This window comes from Shewanella inventionis (assembly GCF_014641855.1).
Taxonomy (GTDB): Bacteria; Pseudomonadota; Gammaproteobacteria; order Enterobacterales; family Shewanellaceae; genus Shewanella; species Shewanella inventionis.
In genome coordinates this window covers 102,407-118,735 of record NZ_BMII01000005.1, presented here as the reverse complement: position 1 = coordinate 118,735, position 16,329 = coordinate 102,407, and the positions used below count along the sequence as shown (strand labels likewise).

General features: G+C 40.8%; 18 protein-coding genes and 1 tRNA gene. 14 read left to right on the top strand and 5 right to left on the bottom strand.

The genetic code is table 11. The annotated features are described in order from the left end of the window. Positions 1–206 precede the first annotated feature (206 nt). Positions 207–857 (top strand): TetR/AcrR family transcriptional regulator, encoded by a 651-nt coding sequence (locus tag IEW93_RS04325; RefSeq protein WP_188737268.1) that lies wholly within the window; start codon positions 207–209, stop codon positions 855–857. A gap of 93 nt (positions 858–950) precedes the next feature. Next, positions 951–1,877 carry a TonB-dependent receptor gene (locus tag IEW93_RS04320; RefSeq protein WP_188737266.1) on the top strand — a complete coding sequence of 309 codons (927 nt, stop codon included), beginning with the start codon at positions 951–953 and terminating at the stop codon, positions 1,875–1,877. Positions 1,878–1,960: 83 nt separating this feature from the next. On the opposite strand, the gene IEW93_RS04315 is transcribed toward IEW93_RS04320, so the two are convergent. Together IEW93_RS04315 and IEW93_RS04310 are read right to left on the bottom strand one after the other, a co-directional pair. Beyond that, the gene (locus IEW93_RS04315) at positions 1,961–2,410 is read right to left on the bottom strand and encodes an LPP20 family lipoprotein (RefSeq protein WP_188737265.1); all 450 of its coding nucleotides are present in this window, start codon (positions 2,408–2,410) and stop codon (positions 1,961–1,963) included. After that, entirely contained in the window at positions 2,407–3,117 is a 711-nt protein-coding gene (locus IEW93_RS04310; protein ID WP_188737263.1) for a FlgO family outer membrane protein, read from the bottom strand. The genes IEW93_RS04315 and IEW93_RS04310 overlap by 4 nt, the downstream gene beginning before the upstream one ends. Positions 3,118–3,399: 282 nt before the next feature. Here IEW93_RS04310 and IEW93_RS04305 point away from each other — a divergent pair, with 282 nt between their 5' ends. The 6 genes from IEW93_RS04305 to IEW93_RS04280 all read left to right on the top strand — a co-directional run bounded on the left by IEW93_RS04305 (position 3,400) and on the right by IEW93_RS04280 (position 9,148). Continuing rightward, positions 3,400–4,605 (top strand): flagellar assembly protein FlgT, encoded by a 1,206-nt coding sequence (locus tag IEW93_RS04305; protein WP_188737261.1) that lies wholly within the window; start codon positions 3,400–3,402, stop codon positions 4,603–4,605. Between the two features lie 158 nt (positions 4,606–4,763). Continuing rightward, positions 4,764–4,839, top strand: a tRNA-Arg gene (locus IEW93_RS04300). Positions 4,840–5,144: 305 nt separating this feature from the next. After that, on the top strand, positions 5,145–5,897 hold the full coding sequence (locus tag IEW93_RS04295) for a hypothetical protein (protein ID WP_188737259.1): 753 nt from the start codon (positions 5,145–5,147) through the stop codon (positions 5,895–5,897). A gap of 60 nt (positions 5,898–5,957) precedes the next feature. Beyond that, positions 5,958–7,580 (top strand): hypothetical protein, encoded by a 1,623-nt coding sequence (locus IEW93_RS04290; protein WP_188737257.1) that lies wholly within the window; start codon positions 5,958–5,960, stop codon positions 7,578–7,580. 458 nt (positions 7,581–8,038) lie between these two features. Beyond that, positions 8,039–8,518: a DUF2947 domain-containing protein gene (locus IEW93_RS04285; protein ID WP_188737255.1), complete on the top strand. Its 480-nt coding sequence runs from the start codon at positions 8,039–8,041 to the stop codon at positions 8,516–8,518. A 69-nt stretch (positions 8,519–8,587) separates the two neighbouring features. Then, the gene (locus IEW93_RS04280; RefSeq protein ID WP_188737254.1) at positions 8,588–9,148 is read left to right on the top strand and encodes a chalcone isomerase family protein; all 561 of its coding nucleotides are present in this window, start codon (positions 8,588–8,590) and stop codon (positions 9,146–9,148) included. Between the two features lie 172 nt (positions 9,149–9,320). Here IEW93_RS04280 and IEW93_RS04275 read toward each other — a convergent pair whose 3' ends face one another. The 3 genes from IEW93_RS04275 to flgA all read right to left on the bottom strand — a co-directional run bounded on the left by IEW93_RS04275 (position 9,321) and on the right by flgA (position 10,954). Beyond that, the gene (locus tag IEW93_RS04275) at positions 9,321–9,746 is read right to left on the bottom strand and encodes a flagella synthesis protein FlgN (protein ID WP_188737251.1); all 426 of its coding nucleotides are present in this window, start codon (positions 9,744–9,746) and stop codon (positions 9,321–9,323) included. 96 nt (positions 9,747–9,842) lie between these two features. Further along, positions 9,843–10,172: a flagellar biosynthesis anti-sigma factor FlgM gene (flgM, locus tag IEW93_RS04270; protein WP_188737249.1), complete on the bottom strand. Its 330-nt coding sequence runs from the start codon at positions 10,170–10,172 to the stop codon at positions 9,843–9,845. 74 nt (positions 10,173–10,246) lie between these two features. After that, a complete protein-coding gene (gene flgA, locus IEW93_RS04265) occupies positions 10,247–10,954 on the bottom strand; it encodes a flagellar basal body P-ring formation chaperone FlgA (RefSeq protein ID WP_188737247.1) in 708 nt (235 codons plus the stop codon). 353 nt (positions 10,955–11,307) lie between these two features. Here flgA and IEW93_RS04260 point away from each other — a divergent pair, with 353 nt between their 5' ends. The 6 genes from IEW93_RS04260 (at position 11,308) to flgE (ending at position 16,311) form a co-directional block, all read left to right on the top strand. Further along, complete coding sequence (locus tag IEW93_RS04260) at positions 11,308–12,228, top strand: chemotaxis protein CheV (protein ID WP_188737245.1); 921 nt, start codon at positions 11,308–11,310, stop codon at positions 12,226–12,228. 62 nt (positions 12,229–12,290) lie between these two features. Further along, positions 12,291–13,124: a CheR family methyltransferase gene (locus IEW93_RS04255; protein WP_188737243.1), complete on the top strand. Its 834-nt coding sequence runs from the start codon at positions 12,291–12,293 to the stop codon at positions 13,122–13,124. Between the two features lie 136 nt (positions 13,125–13,260). Further along, positions 13,261–13,659 carry a flagellar basal body rod protein FlgB gene (gene flgB, locus IEW93_RS04250; RefSeq protein ID WP_188737241.1) on the top strand — a complete coding sequence of 133 codons (399 nt, stop codon included), beginning with the start codon at positions 13,261–13,263 and terminating at the stop codon, positions 13,657–13,659. A gap of 2 nt (positions 13,660–13,661) precedes the next feature. Beyond that, positions 13,662–14,078 carry a flagellar basal body rod protein FlgC gene (gene flgC, locus IEW93_RS04245; RefSeq protein WP_188737239.1) on the top strand — a complete coding sequence of 139 codons (417 nt, stop codon included), beginning with the start codon at positions 13,662–13,664 and terminating at the stop codon, positions 14,076–14,078. 23 nt (positions 14,079–14,101) lie between these two features. Continuing rightward, a complete protein-coding gene (flgD, locus tag IEW93_RS04240) occupies positions 14,102–14,881 on the top strand; it encodes a flagellar hook assembly protein FlgD (protein ID WP_188737237.1) in 780 nt (259 codons plus the stop codon). A 59-nt stretch (positions 14,882–14,940) separates the two neighbouring features. Continuing rightward, complete coding sequence (flgE, locus tag IEW93_RS04235) at positions 14,941–16,311, top strand: flagellar hook protein FlgE (RefSeq protein ID WP_188737235.1); 1,371 nt, start codon at positions 14,941–14,943, stop codon at positions 16,309–16,311. Positions 16,312–16,329: the final 18 nt, after the last annotated feature.

The following is a 16,329-nucleotide window of genomic DNA, read 5'->3' as shown; positions in this document are numbered from 1 at the left end:
TATCTAATCAGGTGATGACTCATCTCGCGCTCTGCTTAAGGTGTTACCTGTAACCATACCGTAAGATGTAATTTATTTGTTAACTAGACTCGGTAGTCTAATTTTATAAAACTAGACTGACTAGTCTATTTTTGGGTATTATGAATTAATGATATCGAAAAATATCGATGCTGAACTTTGCAATAGGGTTAACCTACGGATTTCACATGACAGAAAATACTTCAGGCATAAATAATGATGAACAGGCCAACTTAAGTCGCAGTGAGCAAAAGCGAATGCAAGTGCTTGAGTCGGCAATGGAATTGTTTTGCCAAAAAGGCTTTCCACTTACCAGCATGGATGAGGTGGCTAAACATGCGGGGGTTTCCAAACAAACTGTGTACTCGCATTTTGGCTCTAAAGATGATTTATTTGTTGCAGCCATTGACTCTAAATGTGTTGTACATCAGCTCACTGGTGATATTTTAACTGATGCTCGTGATCCCCAAAGGGTGATATTACTATTTGCCAAACAATTTGGTGAGTTAATTGTGAGCAAAGACACCATGACAGTATTTAAAACCTGTGTCGCACAAGCCGATACCCACCCAGAGGTGTCTAAATTGTTTTACGACGCAGGGCCAAAGCACATATTGGGATTAATTCGTGATTACCTTACCAAGGTGAATCAACATGGCCAATATTACTTCGAAAATCCACACGACAGTGCTGTAAGGCTGTGTTTAATGTTATTTGGCGAGCTTAAGTTACGCCTTGAACTTGCGTTAGAAACCGAGCATTTATTGTTAAGCAGGCCGCAATATCTACAAGATACCGCAGAGATGTTCTTGCGGGCGCATAAGGTTGCAATAAAATAATGCATAAGATTTGAACTGAAGTATTACTTAATTAGTATTGGTTCAGACAGTTTATGCTACACACCATATTATTTCGAAAGGATGCACATGATTATGACGTCTTTTAACGGCTCTAACTTTACGCGCAATACACTGAGTTTATCGATTAAATCGTTATTATTAATCCCAGGGCTATTACTCAGCCAACAGGCCTTAGCTGCACCTGAACGTTCGCCATTTTCGCTGACTGTTGCGCGTACTTCTGCGGTTACGGCTAATGTGGGGCAGGGGGATGAAAATCAATTACAGCGAGATGCGTGGAAAACCAGTTTTTCAGCAGCCATGCCGTTAAATAGACAATGGTCAATTGGCGCCAGTGTCGGCTACGATAACCATGATTACGACTGGCGTATTAACCAGGCAACGCCGTTACGTTTAAGCGAACAGGATTGGTCAACCGTACATCAATACAGTGCCGGGCTATCATTAACTTACCGGCCAGATAATCACTGGATGTTTATAGTTGCTCCTAAATTGCAATATGCCTATGCCGATACCGCCTCATCGTCAAATGCGCAAAGCTACGGTGTTGTTGCATCGGGCATGTACCGTTTTAACTCAGGTAATATGCTTGGGTTAGGCGTGGCTTATTTGAATGACATTTCAGAAGTACGCACCGTACCTTACTTAGCCGTGCGCTGGCAAATCAACGACAAGTTAGTGCTAGCTAACCCGTCTCAAGCCGGTTTTAGTGGCCCAGCAGGTTTAGAACTGAGTTATCAATATAAGCCTGATATTGATTTTGGTATTGGTAGCTCAAAACGAACTGAACGCTTTTTAATTGCCGATGATGATCAAACCATCGAGATTGACGAATGGGTGGGCTTTGTTCGTGTAGGCTGGAAAGCGACCGACAATGTGAGTGTCAATGCTTATGCCGGTTACTATTTTGGCGGCGAAATGGAGCTTAGTGAACCCGATGTTACCGAAGACATTGAAAACCAAGCCGCGTTTGGGCTAGCGTTTAAATTAGCTTTTTAAATTAATGTGTTAAGCTATATTTAGTCCAGCTTATAAAATAAAAAATGCCGCTGACATCAGCGGCATTTTATCAATCATATGCTTTAAAAATAAGTGACGTCTTTAACCCGTTTAGGGCGATTTTGTTGTTCGTACAATTGCCACACTTGCTTAAAGTCTAACGCTAACTCAGTGACATAAAACTCACCAGAAGGATAGGTTTTCACCACTTTCGCACCGCGAATAATACCACTCACGCTTGACTTAACATTATCGTCAGTTAATAACCACTCACTGACATCGCTATTCGCTGAAATTTTTTGGCCGTAAACTTGCTCAGCCAATTCACGATAGGCTGCAATTTTAGACGCCTGCATTGCCATTAAAATACGGTGCGATGGTTCAGGGCTTGGTTGAGTGGCTAATGGGGCATAACCTACCGCCGTTAAAGTCGGGAAGGATGTTGGCGCCTCCGTTTCCCACTGCACATATTTATCTTTACTCACACAGCCACTGAGTAACACCAACATCATTGTTAATATGAGTGTCCTCATAGCTTTTCTCCTAATACGGTATAACGGCTGTCGCCTTTTTTCTCATGACGGTATAACAAGCCATCACGAGACTCGATAATTTCAGACTCTTGTAAATATCCAGATAAACTCGACGCCGCAACAAAAGATTGCACTGCAGATAGCACACGGTTATTGGTTACGTTAACCACCCGACCATTAAACACTATACCTTCAGGGGTCATGGTCATTGTAGACACTAATACATGTGACACGGGCAGATCTGATGGCAATAATTCCCAATTACGGCTTAACATAAATTCGCCTTGCTCAGTTGCACGCAAACTGATGGCAACATTCATATCAACTAAATTAAATTCATGCGCATGAAACGCCGCCAATAAACCTTGCTGTAATTGTAAGGCTAGCTCATTGGTCGCATTTAAATTATTAGCCAGTACCGGAGTTGTGATCAGCAGGGGTTGATCAGGCCGTAAGGCGTCATTTTGTAAAACTAATTCATTGACCAGTTTTTCGGCCCACACATTAATTTGGCCTTTTGGCGCTAATCCAGCGGCTTGAATATCGTAAACCAACTGATCATGATAGACATCGTTTTCATCAGCCACTTTGACGTATTTACCGTTATTGTTAAACGCTAAATTATTTGCCGGGTTAGGCGTTTGGCTACATGCTGCGATAGTCAGCATCGCAAACACTGCCGTAGTGGGGATAAGCCTATTAATCATGATGATTCCTTAAAGAGTGTCGCCGGTGCTCGCGATAGCATGTCGGGCGTAAAAGCCGAAAATACCCAACGGCTCTGTTAGTTATAATGCGCCACGACCAAGCCGCTATTAAGCTATAAACCTTTATCGGCACTGGGCTAAAAAGCTTTACTAGATTTAACCAACAAACAAAGCACTCAGCAGTGGCGCAATTTTTGCTTACTAAATTATATCGCGTCAGTTGATTCATTTTATATGCTAAAAGAAGGCAAAACTGACGACTTTTTGACATTAGGATATCGTATGCCGGCGCCAATTTACGTTAAAAAACCTGTTACCAGCCAACACAAGCTAGCCCTTGTCGTGTTGATATTGATGAGTTTATTTCAGGTGCCTGCCGCTTTGGCTGAGCAGGTTGAAGTCACTGGCAGGGCTAAAATTGTCAATGGCGATATCGATAAAGCCCGCGAAGATGCAATCAGTCAGGCGTTAAATTATGCCAGCTTAAAGGCTGGAGTTAATTTTTCGAGCGAGCAGTCAATCGACCAGGGGCGGCTCACTCAAGACACCTTTCAAATGCAGCGCATGGGCACAGCAAACAATGTTGAATTAATGAGTGAAATGATCAGCCAGAACACCATTACAGTGGTGTTACAGCTAGAGTTAGCAGAACCCGAACCTAATGCTCAATGCAAAAGCCAATTATTAAAAGCTTCAATTATGTTGCCGCAATCTTACCTGCAAGAACGAGAACAACTGCGCTATGGGCAATTAGCTAATTTCGAACAGCAAATAACGCTGCAATTGGGCAAAGTGATTAACTCACAATCTCGACATAGCTTTGCTCGCGTCCATGCCGATGAAAAAATTGATAACACCAACCAGCTTGTTAACTTCAGGGGGTATCGCATTCCCACATGGTTAGGTGAAATTACAGAAAGTCAGTATATATTGCAGCCAGATATTATTGATATTTCAACAGAGCCAGCAGAAAGTCGGTTTTTTGGTTTGAGTGAAGACTATCCACAAAGGCAGTTTATGATAAAAATGACGCTTTACCATGCGATTAGTGGCGAAGTGGTCTGGACCGAAACCTTTACCACATCAGCGCCGTGGGAATTTGAAAAACAAGAAGTGGTATCACCAGCTAATCAACGCTTTTGGCGTTCATCTTATGGCCAGGCCATTAGTGAGATCTTTCAGCAAAGTGTGTTAACGCTTGATAACCAGTTAAATTGCAGACCATTATTAGGGCAAATAATAGCAAGGCAAGGGGACAGATTAATCATTAATCTTGGTCGTAAAAATGGTGTAAAAATGGGTGATAAGTTCCAAATTGTGCTGCAAAAAAATATCCCCGATCGCCTAAACACTATGCGCCCCATCGCCAGTAAAAGTCGTGCAAGTGTAGTAATAGAGCAAGTTAGCGAAGACAGCGCAACAGCTGTATTTGAAGGAATCGATGCAGCAGATAATATTCAAGTGAACGATATTGCGATTAAAAACTAATCATCAATAATATCTAAGTGAGTTTAGCAGACCATTAACGCCGTTTTAAGCTGAAGATGTGGTAAATATTATCCGTATACGTCATTAACTCGGCTAAGATTTAAGCAATTAAATTTAAAGGCTTTAAATCAATTTTAAACTCAGTATAATCACAGGGTCTCTCTATAGCTCAACAGGATAGAGCAGCCGCCTCCTAAGCGGCCGATCGGGGTTCGAGTCCCTGTGGGGAGACCATAACACCTATTTTTATATTTAAAATCAATAACTTAATAAAATAGTCAAAAATTGTGCCGCCTATGTGCCGCCTATGTGCCGCCTCTGGAAACCACTTTTTTGGAATTTTTTTTTAAGCATTCTTCAAAACTCCGCTTTTCGATAGTTTGAACTCAATCATGGACATTTAAACGTATTTCCAATAGTTTTCTATTAAAGCTAAAACATGGAAGTATTGTGTAATGAACCTCAAGAAAGAGTCTAACCTACAAACTAAACCTCACTAGTCTGAAGTCGATAATCAGTTAGAAGAACTTTTAACCGAAATGCCTGAAGCGTTGAAGTTGCAAATGGTTAATATTTTAAATTCGTCAGAACATCCTAATCAAAAGCTGAAAGCCGATTTTGTAGCCAGCTTGCAGTCATTTGACATGCTCACTCAAACAGATTCAGCCGTTAAATCTTTTCTCCCAGAGGGCACTAATGAAGAGTCATTAGCCAAAGCGCTTTCTAAAATCGAAGATAGTCAGTTAATTCTCGAAACTGAGCAGCTTAAAGGTGCAGATATTTTTAATTCCTTATTTGAGTCAATTGCTGCAGAGCCATGTGATGATATTAATGAGATAAGACGGTTTGCCAATGCTGCCAACTTACATGAAGCGTTTGGTGAAGAAGAAGGTAGTGAAGCTCTCACATTTCTAAATGCGATTCCACAAGACAGTGCTGAGCTTATTCATGGTGCTATAGCTTGTCAGATGGCAGGTATGCCCAAGCAAGCCAAGTTGTTGTTTCAAATATTTGCGAAACGTCAATTTGTCGATGCTAATGATGGGTATCAGTTGCTTAAAACAGATATAACAAAATTCAAAGGTTATGCAGAGACCTCATCGAAAGCGGGTAAGTCAGGCAGAGATATACGTTATGCGAAAAAAGATAAAGTAGAAGCTTTCGCTATCCAGCTTTATAATCAGAAAAATTATGCTAACCCGCATCAAGCTGCGCAAGCTATTGCTGAGAAAGTGTTAAGTTTTGCGGAGAGTATCAATTATTCTTTTACTTCTTCCTACCAAGCAATCTGAACAATCAACTCTTGGCTGAGCAAGCATATTAAATCAACTTCATAAAAATGGATTTTTACAGTGGCTAAAAATATCTCACAAGCTAAATTGCTTTTTCCAAAACCTCAATATCCAACACACAGAGCTTATATTGATCTATTTATTAGAATGCTTAATAAAGACAAAATTTGTGTTCTTGAGCGAGATTTAGAGATCTTGTCTATAGGATTAGGTAAAACCGCTCATAAGCTATTTCAATCAGTGGTGGAAAAAGAAACCTTATTCGAGCAGGTTGATGCTTTATTGCTCGGTTCTCTAAAACTAAAAGTTGAAGTGAAAAAAAGATTAGCTGAGTTTGGTGTTGAGCTATTAGATGATTCAAATCACGCTGTAATTGACTTGATTTTTGCACAATACAACGTAAAGCTTGATAAGGTTCAAGTAACTAAAAACAAAACGAACTTTAAGATTGAAATTGAGAAGATTAAAAAGTCAAAAGCTACAACCGAAATTTTAAATAAACCACGATTAGTACAAAGCGTACAAAACACTAAGCAACAGGTTGATAAACATTCAACGGATATGTTTAAAGCAAAGATTATTCAAGCTAGAGCATTATTTCCTGAAGATATTTACCCCAATTATCGAACTTTTACAGACTTTCTACTTCAACAGGTTACGAGTGATCCACTACGAATTTCAGGTGCTGATATGGAAAAACTATCAAGTGCATTTGGTTCAGAAGAACTAGCTTTATTCGCAAATCTTAATAATCATAAAACAATTGAAGAAAAGCTAAAACACATTGTGTTTGGTTTACTTCAGTTAAAAATTTCAGTGAAAAAAAGGCTTAAGGACAATGGTTGCGAGCTTTCTGTAACTGCTAACGTAACCGTTATCAAAAATATTAAGGCGCAATATCAATCAAAACTGGAGATTATAGAAGCCCGAAAACAGCACGAATTGGAGGGAAAACGAAAAGCCATAGAAGTCGAGATACAAGCAAAAGCTGCTGAAAGATTAAGAGTTATGCAGGAGGCTGAAGCTGAAAGAATAAAGCATTTTTCTGACTTTCCTAAATTGGGCATAAACAATATTCCGAAACACTCGCGTACTGAAGAACTTTTACAGAAATTAATGGTAAGACCAATCAGCACTGATGAGAAAAAGTGGCTAGATAGTGAAGGTATTGTTTCAGATCTTATCGACAAAAAATATCACCTTCATTTAGCCCATCAGCATTTTCAAAACTGGAAACAGAAAAGCTTACCTTGGGAGCTGGTTAATGCTAGTGCCGCCTATCGTAAAGCTGAAGTGCTGACTAAAATAAAAAAAGCTTTAGATGAATCATATCCATTTAACCTCCCTAAGAATGAAAAGAAATTAAAATCTGCTTTATTAACCACATACGGTGGCGTTTGTAGAGACTTAAAGGATTATGTGAATTCAATTAAATTTGGTTTAGAAGCACATAAAGTGACACCGTTAAATTTTAGGCCATGTACTTTGCTAGGCGCTGTTTACCTTTCAACGGGTGAATTTGACTTAGGCCATGAGTGGTATGACAAAGCAAAAGAACGAGGATTTAGCCAAGACGCTTACGATAATGATATTAAATCTGTTTATTTTAGGGCAAGTGATGAAATGAAAAATAGGTTAAAACAAAACCTCGTAGCTACTGGTCACAAATATAAATGGTTATAAATCTATACCGTCACATAAGTGCTGGCTGTGATACTGGCGCTTATTTAAATTCCTACGGCTATTGCTTAGCCGTTTACTGGTGGTTTGAATATTACTGCCTCGTATGACGCGCCAGCTTGCTGTGGTTCGTCTTAAATTGTGAATGGTGGTAATTTTTTGCAAGCGTAGGCCTTTTCAGAATCTCTAAAGCGAGTAGCTCGTTGGTTTGATACCAAAAACTGTTTTTATCAGCTTTGTTGATAATAGTTGCTGATTAAATCTGTTGTTTGGGGATAACCGCGCATACAAATTTTAATGCTTGTTTGCGTTGTACTCCACAATTGTGCGATTGTCGCCACTTGTGTTTATCTGGCAATGGCCACTGTACTTTGTCTTTATTTTCTCTGTTGTTCTATCGCAGTTTACCTCGTTTTAACGCTATAATTGCAATCTCATTTTAGTTTGCCAGGAGCAGTTGTTTGTCACACTCATATATTCCATTTGATCTTTATAAACGTAAGTGGATTTTTAACCATAAAGATTTGCCTGTAGCAGATGCTGACAAGGCGTTGATTAAGCCATTGGCTGATAAAAGTGCCATGGAAGTCTGGAATAAGTGGATAAGCAATAAAAGCAGCCGAGCAGAGCTATTTGAGAAAGGCGATTGGCCAGCAAAGCAAGATGCCTGGAGTGCAACTGAACATTGGCAGTCGGCGTGGGATTCTCATGATAATGCACTGCCTGAAGCCATTTTAGAACACATTCAATGGCCAGATGATGCTGTGATTTATTTTTGTTATGAAAAATATCAAGTGTTAGAAACTCGTTGGGATGTGTTTGTGCGCAACTGGAAATGCTTTTTGTTTTTTGATGACGGCCCTATTTTAATGGCGCCAAAACATAAACAAGCATTGATGTTTGAGCAAAACGGCCAATTTAAATTGGGCATGCGTGGCTAACCCCTTTGTCGCCTTTAAGGCGCTTTTATCCCACCGAAAACATAAAATTTTTAGTTGTAACGAGAATATATGAAACTTAATCAATTAATTGGGTTCGCGTTTGCTGTGTTTTTGCCAGTTGTTGCTCAGGCGAAAATGGTTGCTGAAGTTAATGTTGCCGACGAAGTGACTTTTGCAGATCACTCTTTATTACTCAATGGTGCAGGTATTCGCAGTAAGTTTTTTATGGACCTTTATGTCGGCAGTTTATATTTACCTGCTCGCGCACAAGAGTTAGATGCCGTGCTTGAGTTACCAATCGCCGTTATTCAGTTAACCATTACCTCTTCAATGATTACGTCTGACAAAATGCGCACAGCTATTGAAGAAGGCTTCGATTCAGCCACTGATAATAATATTGGGTCTATTAAAAAGGATATTGAACACTTTACACAATTGTTTGCCGACGAGATTGTTGAAGGCGATCAATTTACCTTTATTACCCAAAAGGGCAAGGGTGTTACCAGTTTAAAAAATGGCCGGGTTCAAGGTGACATTGCCGGAGAAGCATTTCGTCAGGCTTTATTAAAAATTTGGTTGGGCGATAACCCTGCACAAGACAGTTTAAAACAAGATATGTTAGCGCAGTAAATCAATTGCTAGGTTCTAGGGCGGACTGCGTCCTGCGAGGTTCTAGGTTCTAGAGCGGATGACTAACTAAAAGATACTCTGCGCGACTTGAGCTGTTATAGTTTCTAGCCGCGAAGCGCCCTAGCAGCGCAGCGCGCAAGGCTGTTTTTAGTACCAAGGCCTCTAGAATTTATTAGGCCGTAAAGTCGTTACCTAAGGTTGAAATAGTCGAGGTTTTGCCTTTGTCATTATAAGTCAGGCTTGTTGCATTGCGGCTGATTTGTAATGCCTGGGCTAAGCGGTTTATGGTGGCGATATTGTGCTCAATTAAGCTAGAGTTTTGAGTGTTAATGTGTTTGCACTCGGCAAGCAAAACTTTAGCGGCTTCGACTTTTTGAACAAATTCAGGTAATGACGTGAGTTTGTCTTGCTCAGGATGAGCAGCTAACTTTTCATCGGTGGCCTTAAGTAGGCTCATTCGTTGCATTTTATCTTTAGCAAGTGTAAGCAGCTTGTCTGCATCTTGCTTTAATAATGCTTCTTTTTCTTCAGTGATAAGTTGTTTGAGCTGCGTCAGTGTTTGGTGTTGGGCATCAAGTAGTACAATTAAGTTGGTCATATATTACTCTTAGATTTATGTAATCAACACTTCTTCACAATGCCATAAGGCACCGATAAAGAAAAATTGAAATACAATAAAGAGTAACGGACTAGGCTACTCTTTATCGAATGATAAGCCACTCAGTTCAGCTTCAAAACTAGCGATGTTAGCGGCTAATTTTTCAGGATCAACTTTATAGCGACCCTCTGATATAGCTTGTTTAATTTCGGCGACCTTTTTTTGGTCAACTTCAGGTAATGCTGCCATTTTGGCTTGAGCACCTTGCAGCTGTTGAGCTTGAGAGGTAATACTTACCGAATCGTTTTTAACTGGTGTTGCCGATTGTTGAGGCGCTTCAGTCTTTGATTGCGAAGTTGACTGCGTGTCACGTGCTGTTCGCATCTGTGTATTGGTCGCAGTATTGTTTTTAATATCAATTGGCATTTGAGGCTCCAGCGTAATGTATCAGGTTTTCCTTATCTTGCTATCGGCGTGCTAGGAAAAAACTTTAGCCTATTTTACATTCTTACTTCAACTTCGCCAACGGCAATTACAACAGCTTCTAATTGCTTGTTACTTTGATTGTTTTTAACTCGAATGGCTTCGCCAATATTGCCATCACGCAAGGCTTCACCTAGGGTTTTGATTTGTATGTTTGCAGTATTTGCATAAATGGACACCATGTCGCCCTTACATACAAAACATAAATTTTTATCTGTAATGGGGGAGTCTTTAGCGACTCTGCGCTTAACGCGTGAACCCATTAAACTTTGAACATCTGAAAAATACTGGCCTTTCAAACTGTATTGATCAACAAACATAATGGTTAAATGTTGATTGTCGAGAATGTCATTGGGTGCCAGTAATTGTGTGGCGACCACGACGGGGTATTGCACATCCACTCTAACTGAAAGATACATTTGCCAGGGGTAGTCATAATCTGGGGTGTTACAACCTATTTTTACGGTATTGTTTCTGCTGATCTCTCTATCACTGGCGAGCTCAACTGATATTGGAGGGTAACATCGTGGTGGAGTTAATCGACCTTCTAGGTTTTGTGGGGTAATGTCGACCTTAGCATTTGACTCTACATCAATTTTTTTCTCCACCGCCTCTTTAGCTAATTGATAAATGGTCGATAGTGAAGGAGCAACAGCTTGCTCATTAGCCATTGCCGATGAAGAAAGCGAGAGAATGCACAAAAAACATAAAAAAAATACTTTCATAATGAAGATACTAGCTTGTTTTGCCAGAATACACCTATACTTTGAAAAACGATAAATACACACAATATGTGAACGTATTGAGTAAACTAATGACTGGTTAGTATGGCGGCGAATCATTTTCATTACCCTCCGTCAAAAAACTACCACATGGTCTAGTGAGTTTATCTAAGCAAGTTGTATGCCTATTGTGGCAAGGCATGTTGGTTTAGTTGGCAGCCATGCAATGTTTACGTTGTGTTAGTTGTCGGTAAAATGTGTTAATAACAAAGTATCAATTACAGTAAAACTTGGTTTACTATAATTTAAACAACTAATTTATCCTTTTGGGTCACAGTTAACTACAAGGCCGTGTTATGTCGAGCATTTTAGATTCAGTCAATAAACGTACCCAACTTGTTGGGCAAAACAGATTAGAGTTGCTGCTATTTAGGCTTAATGGTCGTCAACGCTTTGGTATTAACGTGTTTAAAGTAAAAGAGGTGCTGCAATGTCCTCCATTAACTACGTTACCTAAATTAAACCCATTCATTAAAGGTGTTGCTCATATTCGTGGCTCAACAATTTCTGTAATTGATTTGAGTGCTGCGACAGGTGGCCGTCCACTGGCCTCTACTGAAAATTGTTTTATCATCATTTCTGAATACAACCGTAGCGTGCAAGGGTTTTTAGTGAGCTCTGTTGAGCGCATTATTAACATGAACTGGGCATCAATTATGCCACCTCCGCAAGGTGCTGGTCGTTATTCATATTTAACTGCGGTGACAGAGATTGAAGGCGAGCTAGTAGAAATTTTAGACGTAGAAAAAATCCTTGATGAAATATCACCGGTTAAAACGGCTATCAGTAAAGAAGTCAACGAAACACTGACAATAGATAGAGAGCAGCATTACCATATTATGGTTATTGACGACTCAGCTGTGGCACGTAAGCAGATTATTAGGTCATTAGAGTCATTAAATTTACAAATCGATACGGCAAAAGACGGTAGAGAAGCACTCGATAAACTTAAGAGCATTGCCGCAGAAATGGATGATGTGTCGCAAGAGATCCCGTTAATTATTTCTGATATCGAAATGCCTGAAATGGATGGTTATACCTTAACGGCAGAAATACGTGACGATCCGAAACTGAAAAAGATTAAAGTGGTTTTGCATACTTCACTCAGTGGTGTGTTTAACCAGGCGATGGTTCAAAAGGTAGGGGCAAACGATTTTATTGCAAAATTTAATCCAGATGAATTAGCGGCTGCAGTCAATAAACATTTGAGCTTATAACTGTTTATAATGACAGAGAACAAAGTGCAAGCATGTTAAAGCTTACTTTTTAGGATAATAATGTGACAGATAAATCACTTGCTGAAGCAGAGTACAATCAATTTAGGCTGTTTTTAGAGCAGCACAGCGGTATTGTGTTAGGCGAGAATAAACAATATTTAGTGCGTAGCCGTTTAGCGCCTCTGATGGGCAAGCATAATTTGCCATCATTATCAGAGGTGGTTAAAAAGTCGATGAAACCGACTGAAAGACAACTGCGCGCCGAAGTGATTGATGCAATGACGACTAACGAAACGTTATGGTTTCGTGATCGTTACCCTTTTGACTTATTGCAAAATACCTTGCTACCTGAATACAGTAAACTGGGTCGCCCGATAAAAATTTGGTCTGCGGCGTGCTCCTCAGGGCAAGAACCTTATTCTTTAGCGATGACAGTGTTAGAGTATCAGCAGCGTAAGCCTGGTGCATTACCGGGGGGGGCAACTATTCAGGCAACTGATTTATCTCCGTCAATGCTTGAACGTTGCAAAAATGCAGAGTATGACAGTTTAGCATTGGCTCGTGGTTTGTCTGATGAGCGTAAGCGTCAGTTTTTTGATGCTTTACCGTCAGGCAACATGAAAGTAAAAGACAATGTAAAACGGTTAGTTAACTTTAGGGCGCACAATCTGCTTGAAAGTTATAGCTTATTAGGTAAGTACGACATTATTTTTTGCCGTAATGTGCTGATTTATTTTGCACCAGAGGCAAAAGCTAAAATTTTGCGGCAATTTGCTGCCGCACTTAATCCTAAAGGAATTTTGTTTCTGGGTGCGTCAGAATCTATTGCGGGTTTAACCGAAGAATTTAACATGGTGCGTTGTAACCCTGGGATCTACTACCAGAAAAAAGTATAGAAAAAATAATAGTTTACTTTGCCTTTCATGCCGGCGTTCGTCGGCATGTTCGTTTTTACTCTCCTTATACACATTATTTTTATTGTTGGCATAACCTTTGCTTTAATTCTATCAGTTAGCTGATGGAGGCAATTTTATGGCGATTAATTTCGATAATGCATTAGGTGTTCACCAATATTCATTGGGCGTGCGTGCTCAACGAGCAGAAGTGATTTCAAGTAATATCGCCAATGCCAACACACCTCATTACAAAGCGCGAGATGTTGACTTTGCATCAGCAATGCAGGCCGCAAGCTCTCATCAAAAGGGCTTGAGCATGAGCCAAACCACAGAAAAGCACTTTGACCTAACATCGTTAACTCAACAGCACGTGCAATACCGAGTGCCAGAACAACCTGACACAGGTGATGGGAACACAGTAGATACCCAAAAAGAGCAATCTGCATTTATGCAAAATGCGCTCGAATATCAAATGTCTTTAGGGTTCCTTGAAAGTAAATTTACTGGCATGCGTAAAGCACTGCGAGGTGACTAATCATGAGTTTATTTAATATCTTTAATGTCTCGGGTTCTGGTATGTCGGCCCAATCTGTCAGGCTCAATACCACCGCCAGTAACATTGCCAACGCAGATTCAGTATCAAGTAGTGTCGATAAAACCTACCGCGCACGCCATCCTGTGTTTGAAGCAGAATTAGCCAAAGCAAGTAGCCAACAAAATCAATCTCCTGGCGTGTCGGTCAAGGGCATTGTTGAGAGCGATAAACCTTTGATTAAAGAATACTCGCCAGACCATCCATTAGCCGATGGTGACGGTTTTATATATAAGCCTAATGTCAATGTGATGGAAGAAATGGCCGATATGATTTCAGCATCGCGTTCTTACCAGATGAATGTTCAAGTAGCCGATACAACAAAGTCGATGCTTCAACAGACACTGAGAATGGGTAAATAGTTTGATTTTTCAAGGAGGCCGCTATGAGCCTAATTAATTCTTACAGTCAGTCGTTACCGCAGGTCTCTAGTAGTACGTCAAATACAAGCGCGGTCACTAAGAGCTCAGTACAAAGCACCACAACCATAACCGGTAACTCTTTTTTAGATTCGATCCGTTTACCAGAAGAAAGCGTAGTGCCAGAGGCAAATGATCAACTGCTAAAGCAAGAAGACTTTTTTGCTTTACTCAGTCAGCAGTTGTCTATGCAAGACCCTTTTGAACCTGTTGATAATGATCAAATGATTGCCCAAATGGCATCGTTTTCTACCGTTGATGGTATTTCAAACCTCAACGAAGAGATTTTAAACCTCAATACCGTGATGAGTTCAAGTCAGGCGTTACAAGCATCTGGCCTTGTTGGCCGTAAGGTGTTAATTCCGTCTGACACTGGCGCCATTTCGGCTGAAAGTTCAAGCATGAATGGTGTTATCAGTACGCCTTCTGCTATCGATACCATTTCAGTGAGTGTGCAAGATGCAACCGGACAGGTCATTAAAACCTTCACTGTCGATGGTAGTGCTGGCGGTAACATTGATGTGTCTTGGGACGGACTCGATAAAGATGGCTTGCCCGTTGAAGAGGGATTGTACTCTATAAAGGCAAGTGGAAAAGTTGACGGTGAATCTCAAGATTTAGCCGTATCTACCTATGCTCATGTGAGTAGTGTGTCATTAGGCACCACTGCAACAGGAGCTATTTTGAATTTGCGCGGTGTCGGCGGTATTAAGTTATCTGACGTACTCGCTGTATCTGAAACTTAACATTATCTGTGGTTTACGAAATAAACTTGTAGATTATGAATTAAACTTTGAGGTGAATTATGTCATTTAACATTGCACTGAGTGGTATTTCTGCCGCGCAAAAAGATTTAAACACAACAGCAAATAACATTGCTAACGTTAACACAGTCGGTTTTAAAGAGTCTCGTGCCGAATTTGCCGACGTGTATGCCAACTCGATTTTCTCTAACAGTAAAACGGCTGTTGGCGGCGGGGTGACAACCACCCAGGTTGCCCAACAGTTTCATCAAGGTAGTTTATCATTTACCAGTAACTCGCTTGATATGGCCATTAGTGGCGGCGGATTTTTTGTCACATCTTCTGGTGTGGGCACACAAGATTTGTCTTACACGCGTGCAGGTGCGTTTAAAGTTGACTCTGATAATTATATGGTCGATGCCGCTGGTAACTTTTTACAAGGCTTCCCTGTAGATGACGAAGGTAATTCAACCTCGGTTAGCTTAACAACTACTCAGCCTATTCAAATTCCTGACACTGCGGGTAGCCCGGTTAAAACTAGCCTTATTGAAATGCAAATGAATTTGAACGTAGGTGACGAAGCGTTAGACCCAGCTAGTTTTGACCCTGACAACTCAGACACTTACAACAACTCAACCTCAGTGACCATTTATGACTCACTAGGTGAGTCTCATATTATGACCACTTATTTTGTAAAACCCACTAACGCGTCACTTACTGGTGAAAGTAACTGGGTGGCATTTTATGCGGTAGATGGAGAGCCTGTTAGTGTGGATAGCGCTGGCACCTATAGCACTGACGCTGATGGTGATGGCACTGCCGACGGCACAGGCACCGCAAGTGCAACAACCCCGGCTGGTGCCGCGTGGAATGGTTCGGTGCTCACGTTTAACGACGTCGGTGCTTACACTGCTAGCAGTCCAAATACAATCACAACCGTTGCGCTTGGCTCTACTGGTGCCGGAGTATTGGATCCGGGCGCCGATGGTACACAAACCATTGAAGTCAGATTTGATAACCCGACTCAATACGCATCACCTTTTGAAGTGACATCACTAAGCCAAGACGGTATTACCGTTGGCCGTTTAACCAATGTGGGTATTGGCTCAGATGGTTTGATCACCGCAAGCTACAGTAATGGTTCAACCGTGCCATTAGCCCGCGTAGCGTTAGTGCGCTTTGCTAACGAGCAAGGCTTAACTCAGGTGGGTAACACGTCATGGAAAGCCAGTTTAGACTCAGGTGAAGCGTTAGCAGGTGAAGCTAACAGTGGTACGTTTGGTAGTATTCAGTCATCAGCACTTGAGCAATCAAACGTCGATTTGACCACAGAATTGGTTGATTTGATTTCAGCTCAACGTAACTTCCAGGCAAACTCCCGGACCCTTGAGGTGAACAACACGCTAAACCAAACCGTGTTGCAGATCCGCTAAATAATTAACCTAGTGTTA